The organism is Candidatus Methylomirabilota bacterium, from assembly GCA_036002485.1.
GTDB lineage: Bacteria > Methylomirabilota > Methylomirabilia > Rokubacteriales > CSP1-6 > AR37.
Window position 1 is genome coordinate 1 of sequence record DASYTI010000221.1, and the last position, 26,645, is coordinate 26,645.

Genomic DNA, 26,645 nt, shown 5'->3' on the forward strand with positions numbered 1-26,645 from the left:
GCGAGCACTGCTCCCCCTCACCCTGCCCTCTCCCCCATTGGGGGAGAGGGATTTGAAGGAAGCTCATCCCTCTCCCCCGTCGCGGGGGAGAGGGTAGGGTGAGGTGGCCGTACGATGGGAATGATCCGTTCATAGTTACCAGTAATGAGGAGACAACGATGAGCGCACGCCGTCCGCCCGCAAAAGCTTCGAGAGCCGCCGCGGCGACCAGCAAGCCGAAGAAGTCTGGAAGCCCCTACGGCTACCCTTTCTGGGACTGGGTCGCGAAGGAGGATCCCGAGTATGTCAGCGCCAGGCAGCCGTTGAGCGACCTGTCGATCGGGGAAGGCAAGGAGCTCTCCGTCAAGCACCGCGAGATGGTCATCATCGGAATCCTCGCCTTTCGCGGCCGGCAGGAAGGGGTCGTGGCCCACATGCGCCGGGCCATCGCGCACGGCGCGACCAAGCGCGAGCTGCTCGAGGCCATCCAATCCGCCGCGGTCCCGGGCGGGGGACCGACGTTCAGTAGCGGCGCGCAAGCTCTCATGAAGCTCGATCTGGAAGGGGCATTCGGGAAGACCTGATCATGAGCGAGACCACCGGCTCGTCGTTGCCGCTCGAGGGCATCAAGGTCGTCGAGGTCGCGCAGGCCCTCGCCGGTCCCTTTGCCGGCGAGATCCTCGCCCACATGGGCGCCGATGTCGTGAAGGTCGAGCGCCCCGAGGGCGACGAGGCGCGCGGCTGGGGTCCGCCCTTCACTCTGGGCGGCGGCGCGACGTTCCACGCTGTCAACATGAACAAGCGCTCGATCGTCCTCGACCTGAAAGACCCGCGCGCCATCGCGTGGCTCAAGGAGTACGTGACCCACGCCGACGTGCTCGTGCAGAATCTTCGCCCGGGCGTCATCGAGGAGCTCGGGCTCGGCCCCGACGTGCTGCTCGAGCTCAACCCTCGGTTGATCTTCTGCTCCCTGTGGGCCTTCGGAAACGGCGGGCCGCGCCGGCTGCGCCCGGGCTACGAGCCGATGGTGCAGGCCTTCGCGGGGCTGTTCAGCGTGAATGGCGGCGAGGAAGATCCGCCGTCGCGCTTCGGGGCGCCCGTGCTGGACCTCGGCACGGGCATGTGGGCGGCCATGGGCGTGCTCGCCGCGCTCCACCGGCGCGCGCGTACCGGCCGCGGCGGGGTGGTCGACGCCTCGCTCTTCGAGACGGCGCTGGGCTGGCTCACCGGACACATCGCCGGCTACAAGTTCACCGGTGATCTGCCGTCACGCGAGCGGACGGGCTCCCGGCGCCTCGTGCCCTTCCAGGGCTTTCAGACGAAGAACGGGACGGTGGTCATCGCCGCCGGCAACGACCGCCTCTTCGCGAAGCTCGTGGCTGCCCTCGGCTATCCCGAGTGGGCCACCGACGCGCGCTTCGCCAAGAATGCCCAGCGCCGCGCCAATCGCGAAGAGCTGATCGTGGAGATGGAGCGCGTCCTGACCACGCGCACCAAGGGCGAGTGGATCGACATCCTCGAGGAGGCGGGCGTGCCGTGCGCGCCCATCCAGGACCTCCGCGAGATGCTCGCCGAGCCGCAGACGGCGGCGCTGGGATTGCTCCAGCATGTCCCAGAGCTCGATCTCGACCTGATGAGTCTGCCCGTCTCGTTCGACGGGCGGCGGCCTCCCGTTCGCCGCCGCGCTCCCACGCTGGGCGAGCACACCAAAGACATCGTCGACCTGCCTCCCGCCACGAGCTGAGACGTCGATTGATCCTCGTGGATCACGCGACGAGGACCTTCGACACGCCCACCGGTGATTTCACCGCGGTGCGCGACGTCAGCTTCAACGTCGCGCCCGGACGCTTCGTGAGCCTGGTCGGTCCGTCGGGATGCGGCAAGACCACGCTGCTCGGGATGATCGCCGGGCTCGTGCCCCTGAGCGAGGGGCGCGTCGTCCTCGGCAGCCGGCCCGTGGCGGGCGGGGTGCCGCCGGACATCGGCTATCTCTTCCAGCGCGATGCCCTCTTGCCGTGGAAGACGGCGCTCCAGAACGTGGCGCTGCCCCTCACGATCCGCGGCCGGCCCGCTGCGGAGGCCCGGTCGAAGGCCGTCGAGTGGATGCACCGCGTGGGCCTGGCGGGGTTCGAGGGCTACTACCCGCACCAGCTCTCGGGCGGCATGCGCAAGCGCGTCTCCCTGGCCACCACCCTGATCTACGGGCCCGCCGTCCTCCTCATGGACGAGCCCTTCAGCGCGCTGGACATCCAGACGCGCAACATGATGGAGAACGAGCTGCTGGACCTCTGGGCGGAGACGCGCAACACGGTGCTCTTCGTCACCCACGACCTCGAGGAGGCCATTGCGCTCTCCGACGAGGTGATCGTGCTCACGGCCGGGCCGGGACAGATCAAGGCCAGCTATCCCATCCCCATCACGCGGCCGCGCAATGTCATCGAGATCCGCTTCCGGGAAGAGTTCACTCGGCTCTACGAGCAGATCTGGAATGACCTCCGAGATGAAGTCCAGCAAAGCTACGCGCGCTCGACTCGGCTCTGACCGGGCCCGCCGCCTGGCCAGCCGTTTCGTGCTGCTCGTGATCCTCCTCGGGGGCTGGGAGGTGGGCGCGCGGACCCGCGTCATCGATCCGTACTTCGTGAGCCTGCCTTCCGAGATCTCGCGGACCATCGGGGGCTGGATCGCCAGCGGCTTCATCTACGTCCATCTGTGGGCCACCATCCAGGAGGCGGTCATCGGTCTCGCCCTCGGGATCGTGGGCGGAGTGCTCGTGGGCGTGCTCTTCGCGTTCTCGCCGTTTCTCGCCGAGCTCTTCCAGCCGCTGATGGTAGTCTTCAATGCCATGCCGCGGATCGCCCTCGCCCCGCTCTTCATCGTGTGGCTCGGGATCGGGCTTGCCTCCAAGGTCGCCATGGTCGTGAGCCTCGTCTTCTTCATCATCTTCTTCAGCACCTATGCCGGGCTTCGCGAAGTTGACGTGAACCTGATCAACCACGTGCGGGTCATGGGCGGCAGCCGCGGCGATCTCGTGCGCCACGTGCTCTTCCCCTCGGCGCTCACGTGGATCTTCGCGAGCCTGCGCACGTGCGTGGGATTCGCGGTGATCGGGGCCATCCTGGGCGAGTACCTCGGGGCCGATCGCGGCATCGGCTGGATCGTCCAGTACGGCGAGTCCCTGTTCAATTCGAACATGGTTCTCTCCGGACTGATCGTGCTCATGGCCTTCGTGGCCGTCCTGGACGCCTCGCTCGGCTGGCTCGAGCAGCGGTTCTCTCACTGGAAGCAAAAACCCTTGTGATGCAGGCTGCTGCTGCCGCGCGAAAGTATCCCTCTCCCCCATCGGGGGAGAGGGCAGGGTGAGGGGGCAAGCGGCCGCGCGCATCTGAACAGTCGCTCGAGTTCTCAACAACGGAAAGGAACATCGCGATGAAAACGCTGATCGCTCTCGTGCTCGCGCTTGTGTTGCTGCTGCCGACCCTGGCGGGGTCGGCGGGGGAGCCCGTCACCTTTGCGTACTCGCAGCTCGGGCTGCTCGCGCACCTGCCCTGGTCCGTGGCCCTCGGGCAGAAGTACTTCGAGGAGCAGGGTCTCGAGCCGAAGGGCTTCAACTTCGAGAGCGGGGCCAAGTCGATTGCCGCCCTCATCGGCGGCTCCGCCGACTTTGCGGCCAATGCGCTCGAGCACGCCATCAAGGCCAAAGCCCAGGGCAAGGATCTGGTCTACGTCTTCTCGAGCACGCGGCTGCCGGGGTTCGGGCTCGCGGTGGCCACCGCCCACAAGGGCGAGATCAAGACCATCGCCGACCTCCGGGGCAAGCCCGTCGGCGTGTCGGGGATCGGCGCCGCCTCGCACGTGCTACTCGACTACATCCTGAAGCAGAACGGGGTCGATCCCAAGGACGTCAAGGTGCTGGGCGTGGGGCTCAGCACTTTCCCGCCCGCGCTGGAGGGTAACAAGATCGTGGCGGGGATGGCCGGCGAGCCCTTCTTTGGCCGGATGATCGCCAGGGGCACGGCCTTCTCCATGGGCAATCTCTCCTCGCTCAAGGAGACGCAGGCTATCCTGGGCGGCGAGTACACTTTCAGCGGCGCCATCACGCGGCCCGACATCATCCAGAAGCGGCCCCATCTCGTTCAGAAAGTAGTGACGGCGCTCGTGAAGGCGAGCCACTTCATCCAGACCAAGTCGCCCGAGGAGATCGCCGCCGCCGTTCCCGCCGACCTCGTGGGCGACCGCGCCCAGTACATCGAGTCGCTGCGGGCGAGCCGGGAGATCTACGCGCCGAACGGGCTGGTGAGCCAGAGCGGCGTCGAGGTCCTCATGAAGTCGCTCGATTCGTTCGGCGTGTTCAAGCCGGGCCAGAAAGTGGACGTGGCCAGCACCTACGACATGACCTTCGTCCGGCAGGCGATGAAAGACCTGAAACTACAGTGAGGGCGACGCCGTCGGGTACCGGTGTTGCTCAGCGGCGGAAGCGTTAGAGTCCGTGCTTGCCGCCGGTGGCCGGGGAGATGTTGGATTGTGAGACCTGACCCTCAGCGGGCTCAGGGGGACGTCCGCCGAGGAATGCTCCGAGCAAATCGAAGGCATCAAGGCACACCTCGCGATCCAGGACGAGCATGGCGCCGGTGTAGGTGACGGCGCCCACGAGAACCAGCTGCGCAAGAGGCAGGACGCGTCCGCTCTGGCCGAACACCGCATAGTGCTTTGCCGTGGACACCAGGGTGTACATGAACAAGCTGGCCAGGATCGGGCGCGCCATTGTTCGCAAGATATCCGTGACGAGCACTCCCGTCAGGGACTGGGCATACGCGATGGAGGCGAGAAAGACGAGCGGGTAAACGAGGGCCCACGCGAGGCTGAGCCCCACCGGTCCCCACTGCGCACCAACCAGAAACGCGATGGGCATGCTCAGCGCCCCGATCAGGAAGGTTGAGGCGCTGGTGTTCGGCCGGCCGACGCCCCACAGAAAGGGCTGAAACGCGTTCATCAACATCCTCAGGGGCATGATGAGGCTCAGCAGTTGCAAGGGCACGGCCGCGGCTTGCCACTTGGGCCCGAGGAGAAGCGTCGTGAGTTCGGAAGCGATGCTTGACATGCCGAGAAAGAACGGGAAGGCGAGAAGACTCATCAGCCGAGTCACCGTCAAGAGGGAGGAGCCGGCTCCGGCGGGATTCAGCTGAGTCTTGGCAAACGCGGGGAGGGCGATGGAATTGATCAATCCCGTGAGCTTGTTGATGGGGAGCGACGCGAGATCATTGGCGACGGCATAGTACCCGAGCAAGATGTTTCCGAAGAGCTTGCCGCCAATGAATCGATCGGAATCGGCCAAGGTGAATCGCAAAGCACGATCCACGGTGGCTGACCATCCGAATCGCAGGTCACTTTTCATTCCCTCGAGCGAGAAGCGCGGCCAGCACAGGGAGCGTTGAGCGAAATTCAGGCCCGCCGTGCGTATGGCGGTGGTGGCCAGGGACCCCCACACGAGGGTCCACACGCCGAAGCCGGCGCGGGCCAGGGTCAGGGCGATCAGGCTGCCGGCCACGATCGTCACCAGCTCCACAATCGATCGACGCCCGAACTTGATGTCTCGTTCTAGTTGGGACTGCGGAAGGGTTTCAAAAGCCAGCAAGACAAACTGGAAGCTCAAGATCCGAATGAGGGCGGTCAGTCTCGGCTCGCCATAGAAAGTGGCGATCCCGGGCGCGACGCCGAGCGCGATGAAGAAGAAGAGAAGATTCAACACGATGACCAGGCCGAAAATCTGTGCACGGAGGCGCTCGCTCACGTCTCGCCTCTGCACGAGCACGGCATCCAGCCCGGCCGTATTGAGCAGATAAAAGAAGGCTAAGGGAACGCTCGCCATGGCCATGAGGCCGTAGTCGTCGGGGGAGAGAATGCGGATCACGTAAAGGGTGATCGTCCAGGAGATGAGCTGTCCCACGAATTTGGACAGGATTGTCCACCGGAGGGCGATCAGGACCCTGGTTCGAAGATTCACATCGTCGGGGACAAACGGGCCCGTCTGAGCGGGGGCCGGCGAAGGCTTACTTGGCGTCTGCGGTGTCAACATTGTTTACACAGCGACCCTGAACGAGATTCTTGGCGATGATCGTGCAAGACCTGCGCCAGTGTCCGACGATTTGGCACGTCGTGCTCCAGTGAACGCGATCATGGACCGAACCTCCGCCTCTCGACATTGACGGGGCCCTGATCGGGAACGGTCAGAATGGCGAGGTCGCCGTACTCCTCCGGCGCGGTGCCGGTGCCGCCGAACTGGTGATAGACCGCATACAGATTGCCGGTGACGTTGCCCACGTACACCACGACGCCGCCCGCGTGCCTGGACAGAATCTCCTTGGCGATGTCCTTGGCCTCGAGGACGCTGACCCGCGGGGTGACCGTGATCTCGACGCCGAGATGTGCGGCCAGGGGCCGGACGGTGTCGAGATTGCGAGTTACGTCCGGGCTGTAAATCGCCGTGATGCCCATACCGCTCACTGCCCCCACCAGGGCCTGCGCGCGTTCTCGGCCCTTGGCATTGAGCTCCGTCGATTCGTCGCGGTCCGCATGGCGGAGCAGGATCACGGTGGTCGTGGTGCCGGGCTTGGAGCGCAACGGGCTGGCGGCGCAGCCGCTGACGAGACCAGCCAGCGTGATCCACAGAATCAACTGAACCCGTCGGTCCTCTGATCGCATCGTGCTTCTCGTGAACATTCATTCCTTCCCACGGCCCGGTCAGCTGAAGGCGAACGCGCGGGCGGGGTTCTCCACGAGGAGACGCCGGAGCCCGGCGTCGTCCAGGCCTTTAGCCCGGAGGCGCGGCACCACGTTGACGAGAAGGTGATGGTATCCGTAGCCCCCGTACTTCACCAGCGAGGTCTTGTAGGCGATGTCGTGGGACATGAGGATCCGATCACGGTGGCCCGCCTCGATCAGCGCCAGGACGTGGGCCATCCGCCCCCCGTCGTTCGGCATGTCGAAAGCCGGGTGGTACGGGTAGTAGGAGTTCTCCAGCCCGAAGAGATCGTACTCGAGCCAGAGGCCGCTCTGGGCGAGGTCGATCACGGCGCGGATGTCGGCGATGGTCCGGCAGATGTGGCACATGATGGTGCGCCGGAGGTCGCCGCCCTCCTTCTCGACGAAGTTGGCGATCTCCATGGGCGCGTGCGGACTGCGCCCGGGGTGGATCATGAGGGGCGCCCCTGTCTCGCGCTGGGCGATGACGGCGGCGCGCACGACCTTCTTCTCATTGGCGGTCCACGGCCACGTGCAGCCGATCTCGCCGATGAGCCCGGAGCGAACGCCGGTGTCGCCGACGCCCACCGTGATGTCGGCGATCATCTCGCGGGCGAGCTCGTCGACGGTCAGGTTGTCCATGTGGGGCGGATGCGAGGCGGCGACGTAGTAGCCGGCGCCCATGACCACGTTGAGGCCGGTGGCGCGGGCGATGCGAGCGAGGGCGAGCGGATCGCGGGCGAGGCTGCGCGGCGTCGGATCCACCACCGTCCGGCCGCCGGCATCCTTGAAGAGGAGGATCTCGTCCTGGGCGACCTGCTCGTCCACCAGGCGGAGGTTGTCGAGGTTCGCGTTGAAGTTCTGGCGCACCCAGCCGAGGTTGGCAAGGCAGACCGGCTCGCGCGAGCGCGCCTTGTCCCTGGGCGCCGTCGGCTCCACGAACATCACCTCGAAGTCGATGAGCAAGTGCTCGTGGGGCAGCGTCACGCCGATCTCGTCCCCCCTGATCGACCCCAGCACTGTCTGCACCCGCTCCGAGAGTGGACTCGGCATTCGTCATTCCTTTCCGCCGGCGGGGCGATTAGGCTCCGCCCCGCTCGTCGATGCTCCCGTCGATCTTCTTGACACTCCTGCCAGACCATTTGTCGGCACGCCTTACCCTTTTCTCGTCTCCGAACCTTCGATTCGAGTCTCTCCCCGCATTTAGGAGGCAAGGGCGCGTCCAATCTCTACAAACCTGTCGGGCAGCTTTACGATATTGCCATCCCGGATGGTTGTCCGTCCAGAAGTGGCCAGAATAATTGGCCTGGTGTTGATGGCCTTCTAGTTGCTCCTGAGAAGCCCATGCTTCCGCATGGCGTCCTCTGGCGTGAGCTCAAGACACACGCCGATCATCGGGGTGAGCTGACGGAGCTGTTTCGTGCGGAGTGGCAAGACGGCCCGGCACCCGTCCAGTGGAATTTTGTGCGCTCCCAAAAGAACGTGCTGAGAGGGGTGCACGTACATCCACGGCATGACGACTACCTGATTGTTCTTGAGAACCGCATGGTCCTTGGTCTCAAGGACCTGCGCAGGGATTCTCCCACCCATGGCTGCGTGTCGATGATCGAGCTGAACGGGGAGCGTCTTTCCGCGATTCACATTCCGCACGGCGTGGCGCACGGGTTCTATGTTCCCTCGGACGCGCTGTATGTCTACGCGGTCAGCAGCTACTGGGACGTGCTGGACGAACTGCGCTGCCGCTGGGATGATCCGGAGCTGGGGCTGAGGTGGCCGACCGATTCTCCGGCACTGTCTGACGCAGACACCACGGCGGGAACGCTCAGCGCGATGAGGCGCGATCTCGAAGCTCGTATGCGAATCGCGCCAAGCCCCCGATAAGTGGAAGCGACAACAACTTTTTGCCAGCGCGAAATTCCACGGAAGGGGTAAGGCCGCCCAGGGTGGCCTCGACTCGCGCGCACTCTCGCACGAAGCGCTCGAGGGCCTGTGTGGTCAAATCCGCGCCGGTGATGCGCCTGCGTTGGTCCTCCAGTTCTTCGGCCCTTTCCGTGGTGGTCATGTCCTTGCGTGTCGGTGCCGGAAAACACAGGACGGTGGGTCGCACCGCGCTCTTCGCTCGGCAGCCCGGATCGGCAAGGAACTGCTGCCACATGTAGAGATCCGTCGGGGTTTCCGGGGGCGTGGTGCGCCATCCGTATGGCAGGGTGCGGTACCTGTGTAGCGTATGCGCCGCGCACGAGAGTGGGATGCGGTTGATGCCCGACAGGATCAGCTGCCTGAAATAGTCCTGTTCCAGATCGACCGTCCACGCCCCCAGCCCGGATCGCCGGTCCCAGTACAGCGGTAACGCGTTGGCGAAATCACAGGTTTCCAGCAGAGCGAGCATCGTTTCCACGTGGTCCGGCATCCACAGGTCGTCGTCAGATAGGTAGCACACGATCTGCCCGACGGCTTCTTGCAGGGCTTCTTGGCGCAGGATCTCGCCGTGCCGCGGCGCTTTGGGACTCTCAAAGAGGCGGATGCGGGGATCCAATTGCGCGACGGACCGTACGACGTCGCGGGCAGCGGCTGGCATGCCGTCGCCGACGATGAAAATTTCGATATCTTTCACGGTTTGCGTCAGCGCGCTGACGACGGAATGGCGTATCGTCGGACCGTGGTCATGGGTGGGGATGAGGACGGTGGCCTTCACGGATGATGTGTTTTCGATGCCGCGTCGGCCATGGCCCGGAGTCTGTCGATGACCTCCACGACTTCGGCGCCCTCGGCCGCGCTGCTCTTGGGGGCGGGGCCGCCTTCGAGATGACCGACAAATGCCTCCAGCTCTCGGTACAGCGGCAGGTCGCCGCCGACGGGTCGCGTCTCGATGACCGGCGCGCCGTCCGGACCGTGACGCATGATCTCCACATGCCTATCGTATCCGTCGGCAAGCACGGCCGTGCCCTCCCGTAGGTGAAGGCGGACCTCGCGGCGTTTCTTGGGATAGAGCTCCGAAACCTCCAAGCGCAACCAGGGATCCGATCCGAGAATTGCCGATAGAGAGCAAAGGCCGTGAGAGCTGGATTCGGCGACAGCCGCCCGCGGCTCCGGGATATGCCCCAGGATCTCGAGCGCGATGGATAGGTCGTGCGGGGCGAGTATCCATACGGCATCGACATCGGCATGCGGGCTGCCCCAATCGAGCCGACAGGTACTGAGACCGATGACCGGTCCCAATTCTCCGGAATGCGCGATATCTCTCAATGCCTCGATGCCGGGGTGATAGCGCCATTTGTCCATGACAAAGAGGCGATCGGGCAACTCTGCCGCCAGTTGCTTGGCCTCCTTGGCATCCGGCGTCATCGGTTTCTCGACGAAGATGGGAATGTGGCGCGGCATCAGGCGACGGATGATCTCTCCGTGCCAAACGGTCGGGACGGCCACGACGGCGCCACCCACCGCGGGCAGGTCTTCGACACGGTCCCAGAAAGAGGCAGCGCCCCCTGCCATGGCGAGCTCGCGCGACGCCGTGGAAGTGGCGGCGACGTGCACCTCGCAGTCCAGGGAAATGAGATCCCGCAAAATATGGACGCCCCAGCGGCCACATCCGATGAGCGCGATGACGCGTCTTGGCTTCATGAGCAGTTCGAGCATAACAAAAGCGTCTCGGTCTGAACGCGCAGAAAGCGATGCGGTGCTCGAGAGAGGCTAAGAGCCGACGGTGCCCGTATCAGTAGCTAGGCGGGGAAGATCTACGTTCCTGCATCGACGAGGGAGAGCCAGTCGCAGCTAGACGCCGGCGACCAGGCTAGCTGTCGGATCGTGAGACCTGACCCTCAGTGGCACTGACCGAGGACTTTGCGCACTTCGAGGTAGGTGGCGGCGCCCACCCCCTCGACGCGCTCGAGGACCCGCGAGATGCGGTAGGCGAAATACCCCAGCTCCACGACCTCAAGCCCCACCCGGGCCAGCTTGGCGGCCAGGAAACCGTGCTCCATGATCATCGTCCGGATTGTTATTCGGTTCGATCGGTGTGTCAACGTCGACCATTGGATACGTTTCGGGTGCGGCCGTGACTGCTTGCCGATCGAGCGTATCCCCGCTACTCTCTGGGTCCGGAGGCTACCCCTGATGAAAATCGCCAAGGTCGAATCGCTCCACGCTGATGCCGGGTCACGCAACTTCGACTTCCTCAAGGTCACGACCGATACCGGACTCGTGGGCTGGAGCGAGTACAACGAAGCCTTCGGGGGTCCCGGTCTCTCGGCGGTGATCGACCGCCTGGCCCCCACGGTCATCGGCAAGGACCCGCGCGCCTGGGAGGCGCATGTCACGACCATGTATGCCCTCCGGCGGCAGTCTTCGGGCGGCGTGATCCAGCAGGGCATCGCCGCCATCGAGAACGCGCTGCTGGACATCAAGGCGCGCGCCCTCGGGATTCCCGTCTACGAGCTCTTCGGCGGTCCTGTGCGCGACCACATCCGCCTCTACTGGTCTCACTGCGGGACGTACCGCGTGCGCAACGCCAAGGAGCTCCAGATCCCGCCCGTCCGCACCCTCGACGACGTGGTCAAGCTCGGCAAGGAAGTGGTGGCCAAGGGCTATACCGCGCTCAAGACCAATGTGCTGCTGCTGGGGGACAACCCACGCACGTACACGCCGGGCTTTGCCCGCGCGGCCGAGGGGTTTCCCGAGCTCAACGCCGACCGCCACGTGGTGAGAGCCATCCGGGATCAGCTGGCCGCCTTCCGGGAGGGCGCGGGGCCGGACATGGAGATCCTCGTGGACCTGAACTTCAACTACAAGACGGAGGGCTTTGTCACCATGGCCCGGGCCATGGAGCCCTTCGATCTCTTCTGGGTCGAGATCGACACGCGAGACCCGAAGGCGCTCGCCTACATCCGGAGCCGCGCGCCCATGCCCGTGGCCTCGTGCGAGAGCCTGTTCGGACGCCGCGACTACCGCCCGTACTTCGAGAGCTACTCCATGGACGTGGCCATCATCGACACACCGTGGAACGGGGTGGGGGAATCGGTCAAGATCGCCAACATGGCGGACGTGTACGAGATCAACGTGGCCCCGCACAATTTCTATGGGCCGCTCGCCACCATGATGAGCGGGCACTTCTGCGCCGTGGTGCCCAACCTGCGCATCATGGAGACCGACCCGGATCAGGTCCCCTGGCACGACGAGCTCGTCACCGTGAAGCCCGACATCAAGGACGGCCTCCTCAACCTGCCCACGGGTCCGGGCTGGGGCACCGAGATCAACGAAGAGGTCGTGCGGGCCCATCCGCCCCGGACCGCCCGTTAGCGCGGTGACCTCCAGGCGGGATCCCGTTCTCCGGGCCGTGGCCTGCCTCCTGCTGGTCCTGATTCCGGCGGCTACCCTTGCCGCGGACGTCCCCTTGACCTCCGCCGAGCTCAGGCAGCGCGCGGCGGACATCGTGGTGGCGCTCAAGGAGTACCGGGCAAGCCTCGAGACGCTGCTGGCAATCTACGAGAAGAATCTCCCCAAAGCGATAGAGCGGCGCGATCAGCGACAGGAATTCTATACTCGAGGAATCGTCTCCCGCCGCGAGCTCGAAGAGGCCGAGAACGCCGTGACGACGGCCCAGCAGAAAATCGACGGTACCCGACGGGAGATTGCCGCCGTCGACCATGCCATCGCCGAGGCAACCACGGCCCGGACCCTGGCGGGTCTCTCGCCGCTCAGGAAGGGCGCGTTCGAGCAGACGGCGGTGTTGATCCGCTTCAATGGGGCGGCGGCCTGGTCGCTCAAGGCCGGCACGGCCAAGCTCCAGGAGTTCTTCACCGCGCGCTTCCACCATCCACTGCCCGTGAGCGCCTACGGCCAGACGCCGCTGCACGACCGCATGGGCTTCGACCACCGCGACGCGCTCGACATCGCCCTCCACCCGGACAGCATCGAGGGCCGGGCGGTCATGGACTACCTGCGGGCGGCCGGCATTCCCTTCATCGCCTCCTGGGGCGCCGTCTCCGGCGCGGCCTCGGGGGCGCACATCCACGTGGGCCAGCCCTCACCGCGGATCGTCTCGAAACGCTAGCACGGAGAAAGCGGACGGGCTCATCGCGAGATCCTCCAGCCGGCAATCGCCTCGGGGTTGACGCAGCAGGCGGGCGGCTCGCCGCGCCCGGCGGCCAGGATCTGCTCGAGGGCGAGCCGGAGATTGGCTCGGCGGCCCGCTTCGCTGTGGCTCACATTGTGCGGGGTGAGGATGAGCCGCTCGGGATCCACGTTGCGCAGCGAGCTCGAGGGCTGCAGCGGCTCCTTGATGAAGGCGTCGACGGCGGCCCCGGCGATCCAGCCTTCATCGAGGGCCCGCGCCACCGCCTCCTCGTCCATCATCTCGCCGCGCGCCGTGTTGATGAGCAATGCGCTCGGCTTCATCCGCCGGAGCTCCTTCTCGCCGATGAGACCGCGCGTCTCGTCGGTCAGCGAGGCGTGGAGCGAGACAACATCGGACTCGGCGAGCAGCGTGGTCAGGTCCACGAGGGTGGCGCCCAGGTCCTGGGCCACGAGCTGGGGCACGTAGGGATCGGCGGCGAGGAGCCGCACGTCCCAGTTGACGAGCCGTCGCGCCACGTGCGAGCCCACGCGGCCGAGCCCGACCAGCCCCACCGTCTTGCCGAAGAGGAATTCCCCGCGGTCCTGGCGCTGCGCCCATTCGCCGCGGCGGAGCTTGGCCTCGTTGTGCTTGATGCGCTTGAGCAGCATCAGGAGGAGCCCGATGGTCGCCTCGGCCACCGAGATGAAATTCTCCGGGGTGGGGCTATTGGCGACGAGGATGCCGAGACGGGAGGCCGCGGCCACGTCGATCTTGTCGGTGCCGATGAAGGGCACGATGACGAGACGGAGCCGGGGGGATGATTCGAGGACGCCGCGGCTGATGGTCTCGAGGTGAGAGGCGAGGATGATGTCGACATCCCGCGCGGCCTCGGTGAGCTCGGCCTCGGTATAAGCCTGGCGTGCGGGCTGATCGAGCGGGCGCCCGATCACCACCTCGTGTCCGGCCTCGCGGAGCGCCTCGAGCTCCTCGGGTGTCCCGCTCTGTCCCGTGGCCAGGATTCTCATGGCTTCTTGCAGATCACGTTGAGCAGGGCCTGGCGCTTCTCCTCGCGGACGACGCGGAGGGCGCGCTGGAGCGCCGCCGCGAGGTCGGCGGGATCCTCGACCCGCTCGCCATGCCCGCCGGAGGCGCGGCAGATCATCTCGTAGTCGGGGGCGGGCTCCAGCCGGGTGAGGGGCATGGAGTCCGTCTTGACCGCCCAGCCGTCCTTGGCATGGGTCTGCACCGCGCGCTTGACGGCATTCCATGTCTGGTTGTTGAAGACGACGAAGAGCACGGGCAAGTTGTGGGCGCGGGCCACGAAGTGCGCGGCCGTGGGCGCGCCGAAGATGTAGGAGCCGTCGCCGACACAGCAGATGACCGTGTGGTCGGGCGCGGCCAGCTTGGCCCCGAGCGCGGCCCCGAGCCCCCAGCCCAGCCCTCCCGAGGCCGGGGCCCCGAAGTAGCTGCCGGGCCTCGTGAAGCGGCACTGGGTCACGTCCAGATCGTATTCATTGACCACCATGCTCTTGTCGTCCACGAGATCGCCCACGCAGCGCGAGAGCCAGGCCATGTCGATGGGCGAGTCAGCCGACACCGCCTTGGCGCGGGCGGCCGCCGCCTGCTGCCCGCGCGCGTGCTCGGCTTCCCAGCGCGTCCGTCTCTTCGCCCGGCTTGCCGCATCGACGCGGGAGGCCACGGCGTCGGCGAGGGCCGCAAGGGTGAGACGCGGGGTGCCGGCCAGGGCCAGATCAGTGGGGAACCCGCGGATCGGGTAGCGAGAGAAGAGCGGATCGATGCCGAGGTGGATGATCTTGGCCTCGGGCCTGGGCCGCTTGAGGTTGGGAAACCACGGTACGTCCGACTCGACGACGAGGATGGCATCCGCCTCTTCCAGATGCGGCGCGGGATCAAAGCCGCCGTGGAGAGAATGGTCCTGGGGGAAATTGACATAGGTGTGGGCCTGGTCGAAGACGGGCGCGCCCAGCGCTTCCGCCAGGGCCACGAGCGCGGGCACGGCGCGCGAGTCGCGCCCGGCCGCCTTCACGATGATGAGCGGGTTGCTGGCGGAGGCGAGGATCTGCGCGGCCTCCGCCACCACCTCGGGGGCGGGAAGCACGGGGCCCGGCGTCACCGCGCGAGCCGGATCGGCGTATTCGAAGGTCTCGTGCCGCTCGGCCAGCACCTCGCGCGGCAGGGTCAGGTACACGGGCCCCTGCGGCTCGGCCTGGCTCAGCGTCAGCGCGCGGTCCACTACGGTCTCGAGCTGCGCGAAGCCGCGGAGCTCGTAGTCCCACTTCACGAACTCACGGACCATGGCGGCCTGGTCGAAGGATTCCTGCGCCCAGTGGATGTGACGGTCACGGCTGCCCGAGAAGCCGTATTCCGTGATGGGATTGCGTCCGGCGCTGAAGAGCATCGGCACGTTGCACCGCGCGGCATTGATGATGCCGCCCACGGCATTGCCGGCGCCCACGATGACGTGGACCATGACGGCTTGCGGCCTTCCCGTGACCATGGTGTAGCCGTGGGCCATGGCCACGGCCGGGGTCTCGTGCGGAATGGTCAGGGGACGCGGGCTCGTCTGCCCCTGGGCGCCCCGCTTGGCATAGGCCTCGATGAGGGGCGCGAAGTCCGTGCCCGCGTTGGCGAAGAGATACTCGATGCCCCGCGCGGCGAGCAGCTCGAGGTAGGCCTCCGCGGTGCTCTCCACTGCCGCTCGCTTCACCATAGCTGGCCTCCGTGGTCTCGGATCGGTGAGAGGAGAAAACGAGACGAGAGTAGCCCCGGGTCGCCGCACGGTCAAGGACCCCTCGGGTGGCTGCGCGGCTGCAGGCGCGATGTCGCGATAGTCTCCGCGCTTCGACTACTATGGGGTCCGGGCTCCATGGTCGAATAGCTCGGGCCGGCTGGATTGAGGAGGGCCCTTCAATGGACACGGTTCCCGAAACGAGATACGCGCGAAGCGGGGACTACCATATCGCGTACCAGGTGGTCGGGAACGGTCCCTTCGACCTCGTCTTCGTGCATGGGTGGATCTCCCACATCGAACACCTGTGGGAAGAGCCAAGCTTGTCGCGCTTTCTTCGGAGCCTCGCATCGTTCAGCCGTCTCATCCTGCTCGATAAGCGTGGCACGGGGCTGTCTGATCCAGTGCCGTTGAATCAGCTCCCCACCCTGGAGGAAAGGATGGATGATGTTCGCGCCGTGCTCGACGCGGCGGGCTCCACGCGGTCGGCGCTCCTCGGCACATCCGAAGCCGGCGCATTGAATATCTTGTTCGCCGCCACCCATCCGGAACGGACCACCGCCCTGATTCTGCTGAACTCGTACGCCAGACTGGCGTGGGCCCACGACTATCCTTGGGGCATCCGCCCCGAGGAGGCCGAGGGTCTGCTCAGAGGGATCGAGGCTGAATGGGGTAAGGGGGTCGCCTTTGAAGCGCTCGTGGCCAGCCAAGCGGATAACGCGGCCATGAGGAGTTGGTGGGCGCGGTATCAACGACTGGCGGCCAGCCCCGGAGCGGCGGTAACTCTGCTCAGGAGCGCATTCGAGACGGATACGCGCTCGGTGCTCCCCGCCGTCACGGTGCCCACGCTCATCTTGCATCGGGCCGGCGATCCCTTTACCACGACCGATCATGGCCGGTATCTTGCGGCGGAGATCAAAGGTGCGAAATATGTCGAGCTGGTTGGCCGAGATCATCTCTTCTTCTCGGAGAATGCCGACCATCTGCTGGCGGAGATCCAGGAGTTTCTCACGGGGGTGCGCGAGAGCAGCCAGAGCGAGCGCATCCTCGCGACGGTGCTCTTCACTGACATTGTCGGATCGACGGAGCTTGCTGCGAGGCTCGGAGATCGTCGTTGGCGCGACACGCTGGATCGATACTATGCGACGGCGCGAGGCGAGCTGAACCGGTTTCGAGGTCGGGAGATCGACACGGCCGGCGATGGATTCTTCGCGTCTTTCGATGGCCCCGCCCGGGCCATCCGGTGCGCACACGCCACGAGCGAGGCGGCCCGGAGACTCGGCCTGGAGATTCGGGCCGGTGTGCACACCGGCGAGTGCGAGGTGATCGGAGACAAGGTCGGCGGCCTTGCCGTCCACATCGGCGCTCGCGTCGCCGGAAAGGCGAGGAGCAACGAGGTGCTCGTTTCGAGCACCGTCAAGGACCTGGTCGCGGGCTCAGGCATTCGATTCGAGGACCGCGGCGTCCACGTCTTGAAAGGCGTGCCGGGAGAATGGCGGCTGTTTGCGGTTGTCGCACCACAGTAACCGGCAGGCGAACGCGGCGTGATACCATGGCGAGCGATGTCCGGGTCCGCACTGCTCGGGAGGCTCGCCGTGCCATGGCTCCTCGCCCCGGCGCTGATCATCCCGCTTCTCGCGGCGCAGGCCGCGGCCGCCGACCCCGACACGCTCTTCAAGATCCGGCGCGCCGGCACCATCGCCATCGGCTATAGCGAGGCGGCCAAGCCCTTCTCCTTTCTCGGACCTGACGGCAAGCCGGCCGGCTACTCGATCGATCTCTGCCGGGAGATCGCCGCGGGCGTCCAGCGGGATCTGAATCTCTCCAAGCTCGAGATCAAGTGGGTCAAGCTGCCCCCGGACGCCCGCATCTCGGCCGTGGTGAGCGGGCGCGTGGACATCGAGTGCGGCTCGACCACGCGCACACTCTCGCGGGAGACCCAGGTCGACTTCACCAACCTGACCTTTGTCGATGGCGCGAGCCTGCTCGTCACCGAGAGCTCGGGTATCAAGCGTCCGGTGCACCTCGCGGGCAAACGCATCGCGGTCGTCCCGACCACCACCACGGAGCGCGTGCTCGGGGAGACGCTCAAGCGGCTCTCCATCACGGATGCCACGCTCTTCGCGGTCAAGGACCACCCCGAGGCCCTGATCGCGCTCGAGAACGGCAAGATCGACGCCTATGCCTCGGACCGCGTGATCCTGGCCGGGCTGCGGACCACCGCCCGAGATCCCGGAAAGCTTGTCGTCCTCGACGACTACCTCTCCTACGAGCCGTATGCCTTCGTGGTGCGGCGCAATGACTCGCCCTTCCGTCTCGCCGTCAACCGGGTGCTCGCGCGCCTCTACCGCTCGGCCGAGGTCGTGCCCATCTACGAGAAGTGGTTCGGGCCCATGCCCGAGGGAGGCCTGATCCCCGCCGTCTTCGCGCTGCAGAGCGTTCCGGAATAGCCGGAATGGCCGACGAGCGGGGACGCTGGACGGGCTTCTGGTACGGCCTCACGAGCGCGGTCAAGATCCTCTTCTGGCTCATCCTCCTCGGCGTGATCGTCCAGCAGGTCTACGGGCCCAGCCGGCTCTCCGCCAAGCGCGCGCAGGTGCTCAAGCAGTTCGAGCAGGAGCGAAAGTCGCGCGTCATTGCCCTGATCCACCGGCAGGAGGTCGTGAGCTTCTTCGGGGTCCCCGTGTCGAGCAGCATCAGCATCGAGGACTCGGAGGCGGTCCTGCGCGCCATCCGGCTCACGCCCGAGGACCAGCCCATCGACGTCATCCTCCACACGCCGGGAGGACACGTGCTGGCCGCCGAGCAGATCGCCAAGGCGCTCGTGGAGCGCAAGGCCAAGGTCACCGTCTTCGTGCCGCACTATGCGATGAGCGGCGGCACCCTCATCGCCCTGGCCGCCGACGAGATCGTGATGGACAACAATGCCGTGCTCGGCCCCGTGGATCCGGTGGTGGGCGACATGCCGGCCGGGTCCATCGTCCGCATGGTCCAGGCCAAAGGGGTGGCCGGGGTGAGCGACCAGATGCTCGTGCTCGCGGACGTCGCGCAGATGGCGCGGCTCCAGGTCGCCGTCTTCACCGCCGAGATCCTGCGCAAGCACCACCCGCCGAGGAAGGCGGTCGAGATCGCCACCGTGCTCTCGGAAGGGCGGTGGACCCACGACTTTCCCATCATCGTGGTGACCGCGCAGCAGCTGGGCCTGCCCGTCACCACCAAGATGCCGCTGCTCGTCTACGACTTGATGGATCTCTATCCGCAGGGCGGGAAGAACCGTCCCTCGGTGCTGTTCGTCCCCCTCAAGCCCGGCCCGGCCGAGCGTCCGACGCCGGCCGATTCATCCTCGCCCGCCCCCGGCCGCTGAGCCGGCGGGCCCTCAATCGTCCGCGCCGTGGCGCCCGCCGTGGTAAGTTTTCCGCCATGGCCGTGATCGAGACCAATCTCGACGGCACGCGAACGGAGTACTTCGAGCTCGAATGCTCCGAGGCGACCCTGCTCGCTTTGCTGCGCGAGCTGTTCGAGGAGCACTGGCCCGAGGTGATCTTCGGCCCGTGCATCGAGGGCGCGGTCTTCGAGGGCCGCTTCACCTCGCGGCCCAGGGTCTCGCTCCTCGACGGCTATGTCACCGCCCAGGTGGACGGCGACGAGGGCTGGCACTTCCACCTGTGCATCGGAGAGAACCGGGGGACCGCGCGCCTCCCGACACCGCCGGAGCTGGCCGCGCGGCGCCGATGCGCTCGCGCCGCCTTCTTCCGCGGCCTCGACCGGGCCGGCCGCCCCGGCTCCTGGGGCGTGCGCATGTGGAATGGCGCGGGCGAGCAGATGATGACGGTGTTCCTGCCCAATCCCTGGATCGATCCGGAGAGCCGGCGGTATGTCCGCGAGCCCGACTGGTCGCGCCTCGCCCTCTGGATGCGACTGCGCGAGCGCTTCGCGGGCGTGCCGTCCGAGCCGGCGCCGGCCCATGCCGAGCCGCCGGTGACTCACTGAGCCACGTGCCTGCCGGAGCCTTCACCCCGCTCGAGCTTCGGCGTCTGTCCGCCCTCAAGACTCCCCGGGGTATACAGCGCGCGCTGGATGCCATGCCCTACCACGCGGCCGGCACGGCGTGGTCACCGCGCCGGGTCCTCCGCGGGGGCACCGCCCATTGCCTCGAAGGCGCGATCTTCGCGGCGGCCGCGCTCCGCGTGCTCGGCTTCCCGCCGCTCCTCCTCGATCTCGAAGCCGTCCAGGACACGGATCACGTGATCGCCGTCTTCCCCCTGCGCGGGCACTGGGGCGCCATCGCCAAGTCCAACTTCTCAGGCTTGCGCTACCGCGAGCCCGTCTACCGGAGCGTACGCGAGCTGGTCATGAGCTATTTCGAGGGCTATATCAATCTGCGCGGGGAGCGGACGCTCCGCGCCTACTCGCGACCCGTGAACCTCGCCGCGTTCGACCGCCGCCGGCCCGGCTGGATGGTCTCGGAGGCCGACCTCTGGTGGATCCCCGAGCACTTGCTGGTGGTTCCGCATGCGCGGCTGCTCACCCCCGCCATGGAGCGGGCCCTCACGCGGGTGGACCGCCGCTCGCTCGAGGCCTCGCTCGTGGGCCATCGCCCGCACTGATGGCCCCAGGAGCGGAGAATGGCCTCGGAGGGGGCGTCGACCGCCCCCTCCGAATTTTCGTCCGTCAGACCCGGGCTTCGAGCACGAGGTTGAACGGGGTCTCCGCGGCACGCCGGAACCGTGTGAATCCGGCCTCCGTGGCGACCTTCTTCAACCGGGCTTCACCAGCCTGGGCCCCGAGCGCGGCCCCCACTTCCTGCGACAGCGAGTTCGGCGTGCAGAGCATCGTCGACGCCGCGTAGTACATCCGTCCGACGGGGTTCAGGTTCTCCTCGAGCCGGTCGTAGGCAAACGGCTCGACGAGCAGCCACGTGCCCTGGGGAGCCAGGGACTCACGCACGTGGCGCGCGATGCCCACGGGATCGCCCATGTCGTGCAGGGAGTCGAAGAAGGCCACGAGGTCGTAGCCGGTGCCCGGATAGTCCTTGGCGCTCGCGATCTCGAATCCGACGCGATCGCTGACCCCCTCACGCTTGGCGGCCTCTCGCGCCCACTCGATCGAGCGGGCATGGTAGTCGAAGCCCACGAACCGGGAGGCCGGAAACGCCTTGGCCATGAGGATCGTCGAGGACCCGTGACCGCAGCCGACGTCGGCGACGCGGCCGCCCTTCGCGAGCTTGGCCTGGACGCCTTCGAGGGCCGGGATCCAGGTCGGCACGAGGTTGACGGCGTACCCGGGGCGGAAGAATCGCTCTGTACCTTCGAACAGTCCGGGGTCGTGCTCGTGCCACCCCATGCCCTTGCCCGAACGGAAAATCTCGGTGATGCGAGGCTCTGACTTCACGGTCGCCTGCGCCAGCACGAAGGCGCCGGGCAGGTCGGCATCGAGGAGGGCCAGCGCCTGCTCCTCCGAGAGAGAGAACTGCGCGGTACCGCCCTCGTAGGTGACGTAGCCACCCGCGGCCATCGCGGAAAGCCATTCGCGAATGTACCGCTCGTGGGTTCCCGTCCGCTTCGCCAGGTCTGCCGGTGTGGTCGGCCCGAGCTCGCGCAGGGCGCGGAAGAGTCCGAGCTTGTCGCCGGTGACCATGAGGGCCGCGTGGAAATTCGCGCCGATGTCGACCACGGCGCGGCCAAGCAACGCGTGGAGCTTCGTCTGATCGATCGCCATGAAGGACCTCCTTAGGGTAGGGATTCCCGAGATGGATCGCGTGCGGCCACCGTGAGGGCATGCATCGAGCCGGCCGTCTCGTCGGTCAACTCCTCAGCGCAGGCCACCCCTCGCCTCCCACGACTGCTCCGGCTCCGCGCCAGGGGCTGTGGTTACCGTGGACTCCTGAGGGACGGGAACCTGATGAGTCCCGATCTTCAGGGAGGCAACGCCGAACAGGATGATCGTCACCAGGCTGCCGATTGCGAGTCGCCACCACAATGCCCGCATGTCCGTATCCTCCTCGTTGCTCTCGATAGTCCGAACGCTCTCGAGCGACGAGTCCCACTTCCGACGGGCTTCGCGAGGTCTTCCTGCGGCTCGATTCATAAGTGGCGGAGTTTCCAGCAACAACAATGCCAAGCGGCAAGTCCGCGAAAAATCCCGAGATCGAGCTCGGCGTTTCGATGGGCATAGGGCATCGTGCCCTGCGTCCGAAAGGAAGGACCCGGGCAGGGAGGAGGAGACGACGGGGAGGCTTCAGAGGCGGGCGGACTCCAGCAAGGCCACGTCCACGCGGGTGTCGTTGTAGCAGGCGCCGCCGCAGATATCGGCGTGGTGGCTCGGGGCCAGCGCCGAGACGGTCTGGCCATTGTCGCTCGTGCGGAACCAGGCGCCCTTGAGGGAGGAGACGACGCCCGGGCGCACCGCGTCCGTGACCTCGAGGGGCAGATGCACCTCTCCGAGATCGTTCCACACACGCACCCTCGCGCCGTCCGTGAGGCCCCGCGCCCGCGCGTCGTCCGGATGCATCTCGAGGGGCGGCGTGGCGTCGCTCGCGGGCAGCCCGCCGAAGGTGGACGTGGTCCGCTTGTCCGAGGCGGGGGTGATGAGAATCAGCGGGTAGCGGTCCTCGAAGGGCCGGAAGTCCGGCAGCCGCGCGCCGTACTTCTGCTCGAGATAGCTCGAGGCGAGCTCGACCTTGCCCGAGGGTGTCGCGGGCATGACGTTCTTGAAAAGGAGGGCCTCCTCGCCCTCGATCTGCATGGGGAGCGCGCGGTCCGTCGCGATGCGGCTTGGCGGCACGCCGCCCAGTCGCGCGTCGGTGGCGTCCATGGCCTCGTCCATGAGCTCCCCGTCGCTAGCCGTGAACATGGATTCCGTGAAGCCGAAGCGACGCGCGAGCCGGCGGAAGATCTCGGTATTGGGAAGCGACTCGCCTACGGGTGGGATCACCGGTTCGGCGCGCTGGAGCCAGTGCTGCCCATAGGCCGCATAGAGGTCGGCGTACTCGAAGTGGCTCGAGGCCGGCAACACCACGTCGCAATAGGCCAGGCTGTCGGTCATCACCACGTCGATGCCCACCGTGAAGAGGTCCTCACGCTCCAGGCCGCGTTTCATCCGGTTCTGATCCGGGTGCACGATGACGGGGTTGTGGTTGTAGATGAAGACGGCGGTGATGGGAGGCGAGAGCGAGGTGTCCAGCAGATGGCGCCCCACGTCCACGATGTTGAGCGTGCGCGTGCCGGGGGGCACGAGATCCGGGCGCTGGAGGCGCTGCGGCGTCTTGGGGAAGGCGAAGCCCGCGCCATTGATGCAGCCGCCGCCCGGCACGCCCCAGCTCCCCACGAGCGCGGGCAGCGCGAAGATCGCGCGGATGCCGCTGCCGCCATTCTGGTTGCGCTCGAGTCCATTGCCCACGCTGATCGCCGCGGGGGCAAGCGTGGCGTACCACTCCGCGAGCGTCTGGATCTGGCTCTCGGGCACCCCGCAGATCCGCGCGGCCTCCGCGGGCGGATAGTGCCGGGCCCGGGCCATGAACTCGTCGAAGCCCTGCACGTGTCGCCCGATGAAGCCGAGGTCGAGGGCGCCTCGCCGCTCGAGCTCGGCGGCGACGGCCCAGGCCAGGACCACGTCGGTGCCCGGCTTGAGCGCGATGTGCAGATCGGCCTGCTCGGCGATCTTGATCCGCTTGGGGTCGATCACGACCAGCTTGGCCCCGTTCCGCTTGGCCTGATTGACGATGGGCATGAAGTGAAGGTTCGACCACGTGACGTTGTTGCCCCAGGCGATGATGAGCTTCGAATGCGCGGCCTGCTCGGGCCGGATGCCCGGCACCGCGCCATAGGTGCCCGTCCAGGCCTCCGTGCGGATGCCGCCGCACAGCGGCTTTCTGTCGAGGAGGGTCGCCCCCAGGCGATGGAAGAACCGCAGATCCATCGAGGCATAGGCGAGCATGCCGTGCGGTCCCGCATAGTTGAGGGGCAGCACGGTCTGCGGTCCGTGGGCGGCGATGGCGGCGGTCACGCGCGTGTGGATGAGGTCGAGCGCGTCCGGCCACGTGATGCGCTCGAAGCGTCCCTCACCCTTGGGCCCCACCCGGCGCAGCGGCGTCATGAGGCGGCCCGGTCCGTGTACGAAGTCCGGATACGAGGTCTGCACCTTGGTGCAGAGCACGCCCGCGGTCAGGGGGTTGGCGCGCGAGCCGCGCACCTTGACGACACGGTCGTCCTCGACCGTCACGGTGAGGCTGCAGGTGTCGGGGCAGTCGAGGGGACAGACGCTCGGTTTCTCGGCGATCATGGGACCTCCCGGGTCTTGCGTATTGTACCTCGGCGGATCGCTCGGGAGCTCGTCGGCGGCGGGAGCTCTACCTCAGTCCGAAGCCGCGGGCCATGAAGCTGGCCACGAAGACCATGAGCACCACCAGCGCCATCTCGACGTGATTCAAGATGTAGAGGGCACGCGCCCGCGAGGTGTCCGGCGTCTGCCCACGGCGCAGCTGCATGCGCCAGCGCATGAAGGTGGCCATAGGCGAAGTCTCGAGGAGAAGGACGGCCACGAACAGCGCCATCTTGGTCCAGAAGAGCGGGGACGCGAGATAGAACTGGCTGCCCTTCTCCAGCCCGGCAAAGGCTCGGAGAAGACCCGTGACGACCCACAGCACCGCCGCGATGCCCCAGACGGTGTCGGCGGCGAAGAGCTGCCGCATGCCCTCCCGGTCGAGCGGTCCCTTGAGGGCCCGGCCGCGCAGGTAGAGGGCGGGCAGGCCGAGGGCCAGCGCCAGCACGTGGAGGGCGGAGACGACGGCCGATGCCATCTAGAGCTCCGGCTCTTTCTGGAAGCCCACCTCTAGACCATCTTGTACTTCTTCTCCGCGTCGGCCGTGAGCGCGATGCCGTGGCCGGGCCGGTCGGAGATCCGGAAGGCGCCCGCCTCGCACTTCGGCATGCCCTCGAAGAGGTCGGCGGGGACCCAGTCGATCCACTCCACGAGGAACGAGTTGGGCAGGGCGGCCGCGACGTGCAGCGAGAGCTCGTGGACGACATGGGGCGAGAGGGCGACCTGGTGCGCGGCGGCAAGCTGGCCGATGCGCATGGTCTCCGTGTAGCCATTGGCGCGGCAGACGTCCGGCATGAGGTAGCGGGCGGCGCGTCGCTCGATGAGCTCGCGGAACTCGAAGCGCGTGTAGTTGTTCTCACCGGTGGCCACGGGGATGCGGATGGCGTGAGCCACCTCGGCGCAGGCCGCGAGGTCATCGGCGAGGGCCGGCTCCTCGTACCACACGAGGTCGAGATCCTCGAGGAGCTGGGCCTGGCGGATCGAGCTCTGCACGTCGAGCTTCTGGTTGACGTCGACCATCATCCTCACGCCATCTCCGAGCGCCTTACGCACCGCCTCCACCCGCTGGCGGTTCACGCGCGGGTCGGGATGATGGACCTTCATCTTGTAGTAGCGACAGCCGGCGGCGGCGTACTTCCTGGCCTCGCCGACGAGGTCGTCGATCGAGTACGAGCCCCAGCCGCCGCTGCCGTAGGCGTCCACGCGGTCCGTGGTGGCGCCCCACAGCTTGGCGAGGGGAAGGTTGGCCGTCTTGCCGGTGAGATCCCAGAGCGCGATGTCGAGGGCCGAGAGGGCGTAGCCGGCGATGCCCACGCGGCGGATGCCACGGTCCGCGCGATACATCTTGTCCCAGAGCCGGCCCACGAGGAGCGGGTCCTCGCCGATGAGGAGCTCGGCAAGGCGGCGGGCATAGGCCTCGACGGCCTCCGAGCCGCTGCCCCCGAAGACGAGCGAGTAGCCCAGCCCTTCCAGGCCTGCATCGGTGTGGACGCGGGTGACGACCAGGCGATGCTCGGGCAGGTCGAGGGCGATCGGCCTGGTGGTCGGGACGCGGAGCGTGAACGTGTCGATGGCGGTGATTTTCATCGGTAGGGGCCCTCTCCGGTCAGCCCTGCATGAAGTTGTTCAGCTCAGGCGTGGACAGGGAGCGGTCGAGGTAGCCGAAGGTGCCCTTGTCCTTCACCTCGCGGGCGGCGTTGACGAGGCCGGACATGGCTTCCCGATAGAGCGAGGTCGCGAGGCTGATCCGCTTGACCCCGGCCGCCGTCAGCTCGGCCACCGTGAAGGACTTGCCCTTGATGCCGACCATGAAGTTGAAGGGCTTCGAGATCGCGGCGCACACCGCCCGCACCGCCTCGAGGTCGGGCAGGCCGGGGGCGAAGAGCACGTCGGCGCCGGCCTTCTCGAAAGCCTGCAGGCGCTTGATCGTGTCGTCGAGGTTGGGATTGCCGCGCAGGTAGTTCTCGGCGCGCGCGGTCAGGGTGAACGGGAAGGAGAGCGCGCGCGCCGCCTGCACTGCCGCGGCCACGCGCTCCGCGGCCAGGCTCAGGTCGTAGAGCGGCTTGTCCTTGTCACCGGTCGCGTCCTCGATGGAGCCGCCGACCAGCCCCACCTCGGCGGCCAGGCGAATCGTCTCGGCCGCCACGGCCGGCGCGTCGCCGAAGCCCTTCTCGAGATCGGCGGAGACGGGTAGTTCGGTCGCCCCCACGATGGCGCGGGCATGGGCCAGCGCCTCCTCGCGCGTCACCTTGCCGTCGCGACGGCCGAGGATGCCGGCGGAGGCGCCGCTGGAGGTGGCCAGGGCCTCGAAGCCGAGCCCGGCCAGGATCCGCGCGGAGCCCGCGTCCCAGGGATTGGGAATCACGAATGCGCCCGGCCCCTGGTGGAGGGCCCGGAAGCGTGTGGCCTTGTCGCTCTGACTGGTCGCCATGAAATTACCTCCGTCTCGAGAAGATGGACTTGCCGACAATGCCACGAAAAGCGGTCTTCCGGAAGGCGAGCAGGGGCGCCACCGCGCTCACGCCTCGTATTCCTGCGCGGCCTCCAGCAGGACCTCGCCGTCGCCCTCGATGGTGAGCGTGATGAGGTTGGGTCGGCAGCAGACCGCGCAGTCCTCCGTGAATGTCTGCCGGCGCCCCCCGCTCGGATCCACGAAGACGTCGTTGTCTTCGCCGCAGAACGCGCAACTGTACGTCACGCCGGTCATTGTACGCGCTATGATGGCCGGCCAGGAGGGACTCCGCATGATGGAATATGAGTTCGATCTTGTCGTAACCCACGCGATCAATGTGGTGGGGGGGTCTGGGG

Annotated in this window: 27 protein-coding genes; 13 read left to right on the forward strand and 14 right to left on the reverse strand. The window is 66.9% G+C overall.

Annotation, left to right across the window (positions count from 1 at the left end; all coding sequences use genetic code 11):
- Nucleotides 1-158: 158 nt before the first annotated feature.
- The 5 genes from VGT00_19640 to VGT00_19660 all read left to right on the forward strand — a co-directional run bounded on the left by VGT00_19640 (nucleotide 159) and on the right by VGT00_19660 (nucleotide 4,413).
- Nucleotides 159-563 carry a carboxymuconolactone decarboxylase family protein gene (locus VGT00_19640; protein HEV8533644.1) on the forward strand — a complete coding sequence of 135 codons (405 nt, stop codon included), beginning with the start codon at nucleotides 159-161 and terminating at the stop codon, nucleotides 561-563.
- A gap of 2 nt (nucleotides 564-565) precedes the next feature.
- On the forward strand, nucleotides 566-1,723 hold the full coding sequence (locus tag VGT00_19645; protein ID HEV8533645.1) for a CoA transferase: 1,158 nt from the start codon (nucleotides 566-568) through the stop codon (nucleotides 1,721-1,723).
- An 8-nt stretch (nucleotides 1,724-1,731) separates the two neighbouring features.
- Nucleotides 1,732-2,520, forward strand: coding sequence for an ABC transporter ATP-binding protein (locus VGT00_19650; protein HEV8533646.1), 789 nt, complete (start codon nucleotides 1,732-1,734; stop codon nucleotides 2,518-2,520).
- Nucleotides 2,468-3,277 carry an ABC transporter permease gene (locus VGT00_19655; protein HEV8533647.1) on the forward strand — a complete coding sequence of 270 codons (810 nt, stop codon included), beginning with the start codon at nucleotides 2,468-2,470 and terminating at the stop codon, nucleotides 3,275-3,277. The genes VGT00_19650 and VGT00_19655 overlap by 53 nt, the downstream gene beginning before the upstream one ends.
- Nucleotides 3,278-3,405: 128 nt before the next feature.
- Complete coding sequence (locus VGT00_19660; GenBank protein HEV8533648.1) at nucleotides 3,406-4,413, forward strand: ABC transporter substrate-binding protein; 1,008 nt, start codon at nucleotides 3,406-3,408, stop codon at nucleotides 4,411-4,413.
- Between the two features lie 43 nt (nucleotides 4,414-4,456).
- On the opposite strand, the gene VGT00_19665 is transcribed toward VGT00_19660, so the two are convergent.
- The 3 genes from VGT00_19665 to VGT00_19675 all read right to left on the reverse strand — a co-directional run bounded on the left by VGT00_19665 (nucleotide 4,457) and on the right by VGT00_19675 (nucleotide 7,770).
- Complete coding sequence (locus VGT00_19665) at nucleotides 4,457-6,052, reverse strand: lipopolysaccharide biosynthesis protein (protein ID HEV8533649.1); 1,596 nt, start codon at nucleotides 6,050-6,052, stop codon at nucleotides 4,457-4,459.
- A 98-nt stretch (nucleotides 6,053-6,150) separates the two neighbouring features.
- Nucleotides 6,151-6,678 carry a histidine phosphatase family protein gene (locus VGT00_19670; protein ID HEV8533650.1) on the reverse strand — a complete coding sequence of 176 codons (528 nt, stop codon included), beginning with the start codon at nucleotides 6,676-6,678 and terminating at the stop codon, nucleotides 6,151-6,153.
- A 39-nt stretch (nucleotides 6,679-6,717) separates the two neighbouring features.
- Nucleotides 6,718-7,770 carry an aryldialkylphosphatase gene (locus VGT00_19675; GenBank protein ID HEV8533651.1) on the reverse strand — a complete coding sequence of 351 codons (1,053 nt, stop codon included), beginning with the start codon at nucleotides 7,768-7,770 and terminating at the stop codon, nucleotides 6,718-6,720.
- 291 nt (nucleotides 7,771-8,061) lie between these two features.
- Between VGT00_19675 and VGT00_19680 the strand changes: the two genes are divergently transcribed.
- Entirely contained in the window at nucleotides 8,062-8,598 is a 537-nt protein-coding gene (locus VGT00_19680) for a dTDP-4-dehydrorhamnose 3,5-epimerase family protein (protein ID HEV8533652.1), read from the forward strand.
- Here VGT00_19680 and VGT00_19685 read toward each other — a convergent pair.
- From VGT00_19685 to VGT00_19695, 3 genes are all read right to left on the reverse strand, one after another.
- On the reverse strand, nucleotides 8,540-9,412 hold the full coding sequence (locus VGT00_19685) for a glycosyltransferase family A protein (protein ID HEV8533653.1): 873 nt from the start codon (nucleotides 9,410-9,412) through the stop codon (nucleotides 8,540-8,542). The genes VGT00_19680 and VGT00_19685 overlap by 59 nt on opposite strands.
- The gene (locus VGT00_19690) at nucleotides 9,409-10,353 is read right to left on the reverse strand and encodes a Gfo/Idh/MocA family oxidoreductase (protein HEV8533654.1); all 945 of its coding nucleotides are present in this window, start codon (nucleotides 10,351-10,353) and stop codon (nucleotides 9,409-9,411) included. The genes VGT00_19685 and VGT00_19690 overlap by 4 nt, the downstream gene beginning before the upstream one ends.
- A gap of 182 nt (nucleotides 10,354-10,535) precedes the next feature.
- Nucleotides 10,536-10,703 (reverse strand): hypothetical protein, encoded by a 168-nt coding sequence (locus tag VGT00_19695; GenBank protein HEV8533655.1) that lies wholly within the window; start codon nucleotides 10,701-10,703, stop codon nucleotides 10,536-10,538.
- Between the two features lie 127 nt (nucleotides 10,704-10,830).
- Here VGT00_19695 and VGT00_19700 point away from each other — a divergent pair, with 127 nt between their 5' ends.
- Together VGT00_19700 and VGT00_19705 are read left to right on the forward strand one after the other, a co-directional pair.
- Nucleotides 10,831-12,012 carry a mandelate racemase/muconate lactonizing enzyme family protein gene (locus tag VGT00_19700; GenBank protein ID HEV8533656.1) on the forward strand — a complete coding sequence of 394 codons (1,182 nt, stop codon included), beginning with the start codon at nucleotides 10,831-10,833 and terminating at the stop codon, nucleotides 12,010-12,012.
- Between the two features lie 37 nt (nucleotides 12,013-12,049).
- Entirely contained in the window at nucleotides 12,050-12,766 is a 717-nt protein-coding gene (locus VGT00_19705; protein HEV8533657.1) for a hypothetical protein, read from the forward strand.
- A gap of 20 nt (nucleotides 12,767-12,786) precedes the next feature.
- Here VGT00_19705 and VGT00_19710 read toward each other — a convergent pair whose 3' ends face one another.
- Together VGT00_19710 and VGT00_19715 are read right to left on the reverse strand one after the other, a co-directional pair.
- The gene (locus VGT00_19710; GenBank protein ID HEV8533658.1) at nucleotides 12,787-13,794 is read right to left on the reverse strand and encodes an NAD(P)-dependent oxidoreductase; all 1,008 of its coding nucleotides are present in this window, start codon (nucleotides 13,792-13,794) and stop codon (nucleotides 12,787-12,789) included.
- The gene (locus VGT00_19715) at nucleotides 13,791-15,500 is read right to left on the reverse strand and encodes a thiamine pyrophosphate-requiring protein (protein HEV8533659.1); all 1,710 of its coding nucleotides are present in this window, start codon (nucleotides 15,498-15,500) and stop codon (nucleotides 13,791-13,793) included. Before VGT00_19715 ends, VGT00_19710 begins: the two co-directional genes overlap by 4 nt.
- A gap of 200 nt (nucleotides 15,501-15,700) precedes the next feature.
- Here VGT00_19715 and VGT00_19720 point away from each other — a divergent pair, with 200 nt between their 5' ends.
- The 5 genes from VGT00_19720 to VGT00_19740 all read left to right on the forward strand — a co-directional run bounded on the left by VGT00_19720 (nucleotide 15,701) and on the right by VGT00_19740 (nucleotide 20,125).
- On the forward strand, nucleotides 15,701-17,044 hold the full coding sequence (locus VGT00_19720; protein HEV8533660.1) for an adenylate/guanylate cyclase domain-containing protein: 1,344 nt from the start codon (nucleotides 15,701-15,703) through the stop codon (nucleotides 17,042-17,044).
- Nucleotides 17,045-17,113: 69 nt separating this feature from the next.
- Nucleotides 17,114-17,968 (forward strand): amino acid ABC transporter substrate-binding protein, encoded by an 855-nt coding sequence (locus VGT00_19725; GenBank protein ID HEV8533661.1) that lies wholly within the window; start codon nucleotides 17,114-17,116, stop codon nucleotides 17,966-17,968.
- Nucleotides 17,969-17,973: 5 nt separating this feature from the next.
- The gene (locus VGT00_19730; GenBank protein HEV8533662.1) at nucleotides 17,974-18,882 is read left to right on the forward strand and encodes an ATP-dependent Clp protease proteolytic subunit; all 909 of its coding nucleotides are present in this window, start codon (nucleotides 17,974-17,976) and stop codon (nucleotides 18,880-18,882) included.
- Nucleotides 18,883-18,938: 56 nt separating this feature from the next.
- Nucleotides 18,939-19,508, forward strand: a complete 570-nt coding sequence (locus tag VGT00_19735) for a hypothetical protein (GenBank protein HEV8533663.1) — start codon at nucleotides 18,939-18,941, stop codon at nucleotides 19,506-19,508.
- 5 nt (nucleotides 19,509-19,513) lie between these two features.
- Nucleotides 19,514-20,125 carry a hypothetical protein gene (locus tag VGT00_19740; GenBank protein HEV8533664.1) on the forward strand — a complete coding sequence of 204 codons (612 nt, stop codon included), beginning with the start codon at nucleotides 19,514-19,516 and terminating at the stop codon, nucleotides 20,123-20,125.
- A gap of 64 nt (nucleotides 20,126-20,189) precedes the next feature.
- On the opposite strand, the gene VGT00_19745 is transcribed toward VGT00_19740, so the two are convergent.
- The 6 genes from VGT00_19745 to VGT00_19770 form a co-directional block, all read right to left on the reverse strand.
- Entirely contained in the window at nucleotides 20,190-21,236 is a 1,047-nt protein-coding gene (locus VGT00_19745; GenBank protein ID HEV8533665.1) for a methyltransferase domain-containing protein, read from the reverse strand.
- A gap of 519 nt (nucleotides 21,237-21,755) precedes the next feature.
- The gene (locus VGT00_19750; GenBank protein ID HEV8533666.1) at nucleotides 21,756-23,798 is read right to left on the reverse strand and encodes a molybdopterin-dependent oxidoreductase; all 2,043 of its coding nucleotides are present in this window, start codon (nucleotides 23,796-23,798) and stop codon (nucleotides 21,756-21,758) included.
- 67 nt (nucleotides 23,799-23,865) lie between these two features.
- Complete coding sequence (locus tag VGT00_19755) at nucleotides 23,866-24,315, reverse strand: DUF2214 family protein (protein HEV8533667.1); 450 nt, start codon at nucleotides 24,313-24,315, stop codon at nucleotides 23,866-23,868.
- 32 nt (nucleotides 24,316-24,347) lie between these two features.
- Nucleotides 24,348-25,424 carry a mandelate racemase/muconate lactonizing enzyme family protein gene (locus VGT00_19760; GenBank protein ID HEV8533668.1) on the reverse strand — a complete coding sequence of 359 codons (1,077 nt, stop codon included), beginning with the start codon at nucleotides 25,422-25,424 and terminating at the stop codon, nucleotides 24,348-24,350.
- 19 nt (nucleotides 25,425-25,443) lie between these two features.
- Nucleotides 25,444-26,268 carry an isocitrate lyase/phosphoenolpyruvate mutase family protein gene (locus VGT00_19765; GenBank protein HEV8533669.1) on the reverse strand — a complete coding sequence of 275 codons (825 nt, stop codon included), beginning with the start codon at nucleotides 26,266-26,268 and terminating at the stop codon, nucleotides 25,444-25,446.
- An 87-nt stretch (nucleotides 26,269-26,355) separates the two neighbouring features.
- Entirely contained in the window at nucleotides 26,356-26,544 is a 189-nt protein-coding gene (locus VGT00_19770; protein ID HEV8533670.1) for a CPXCG motif-containing cysteine-rich protein, read from the reverse strand.
- Nucleotides 26,545-26,645 lie beyond the last annotated feature (101 nt).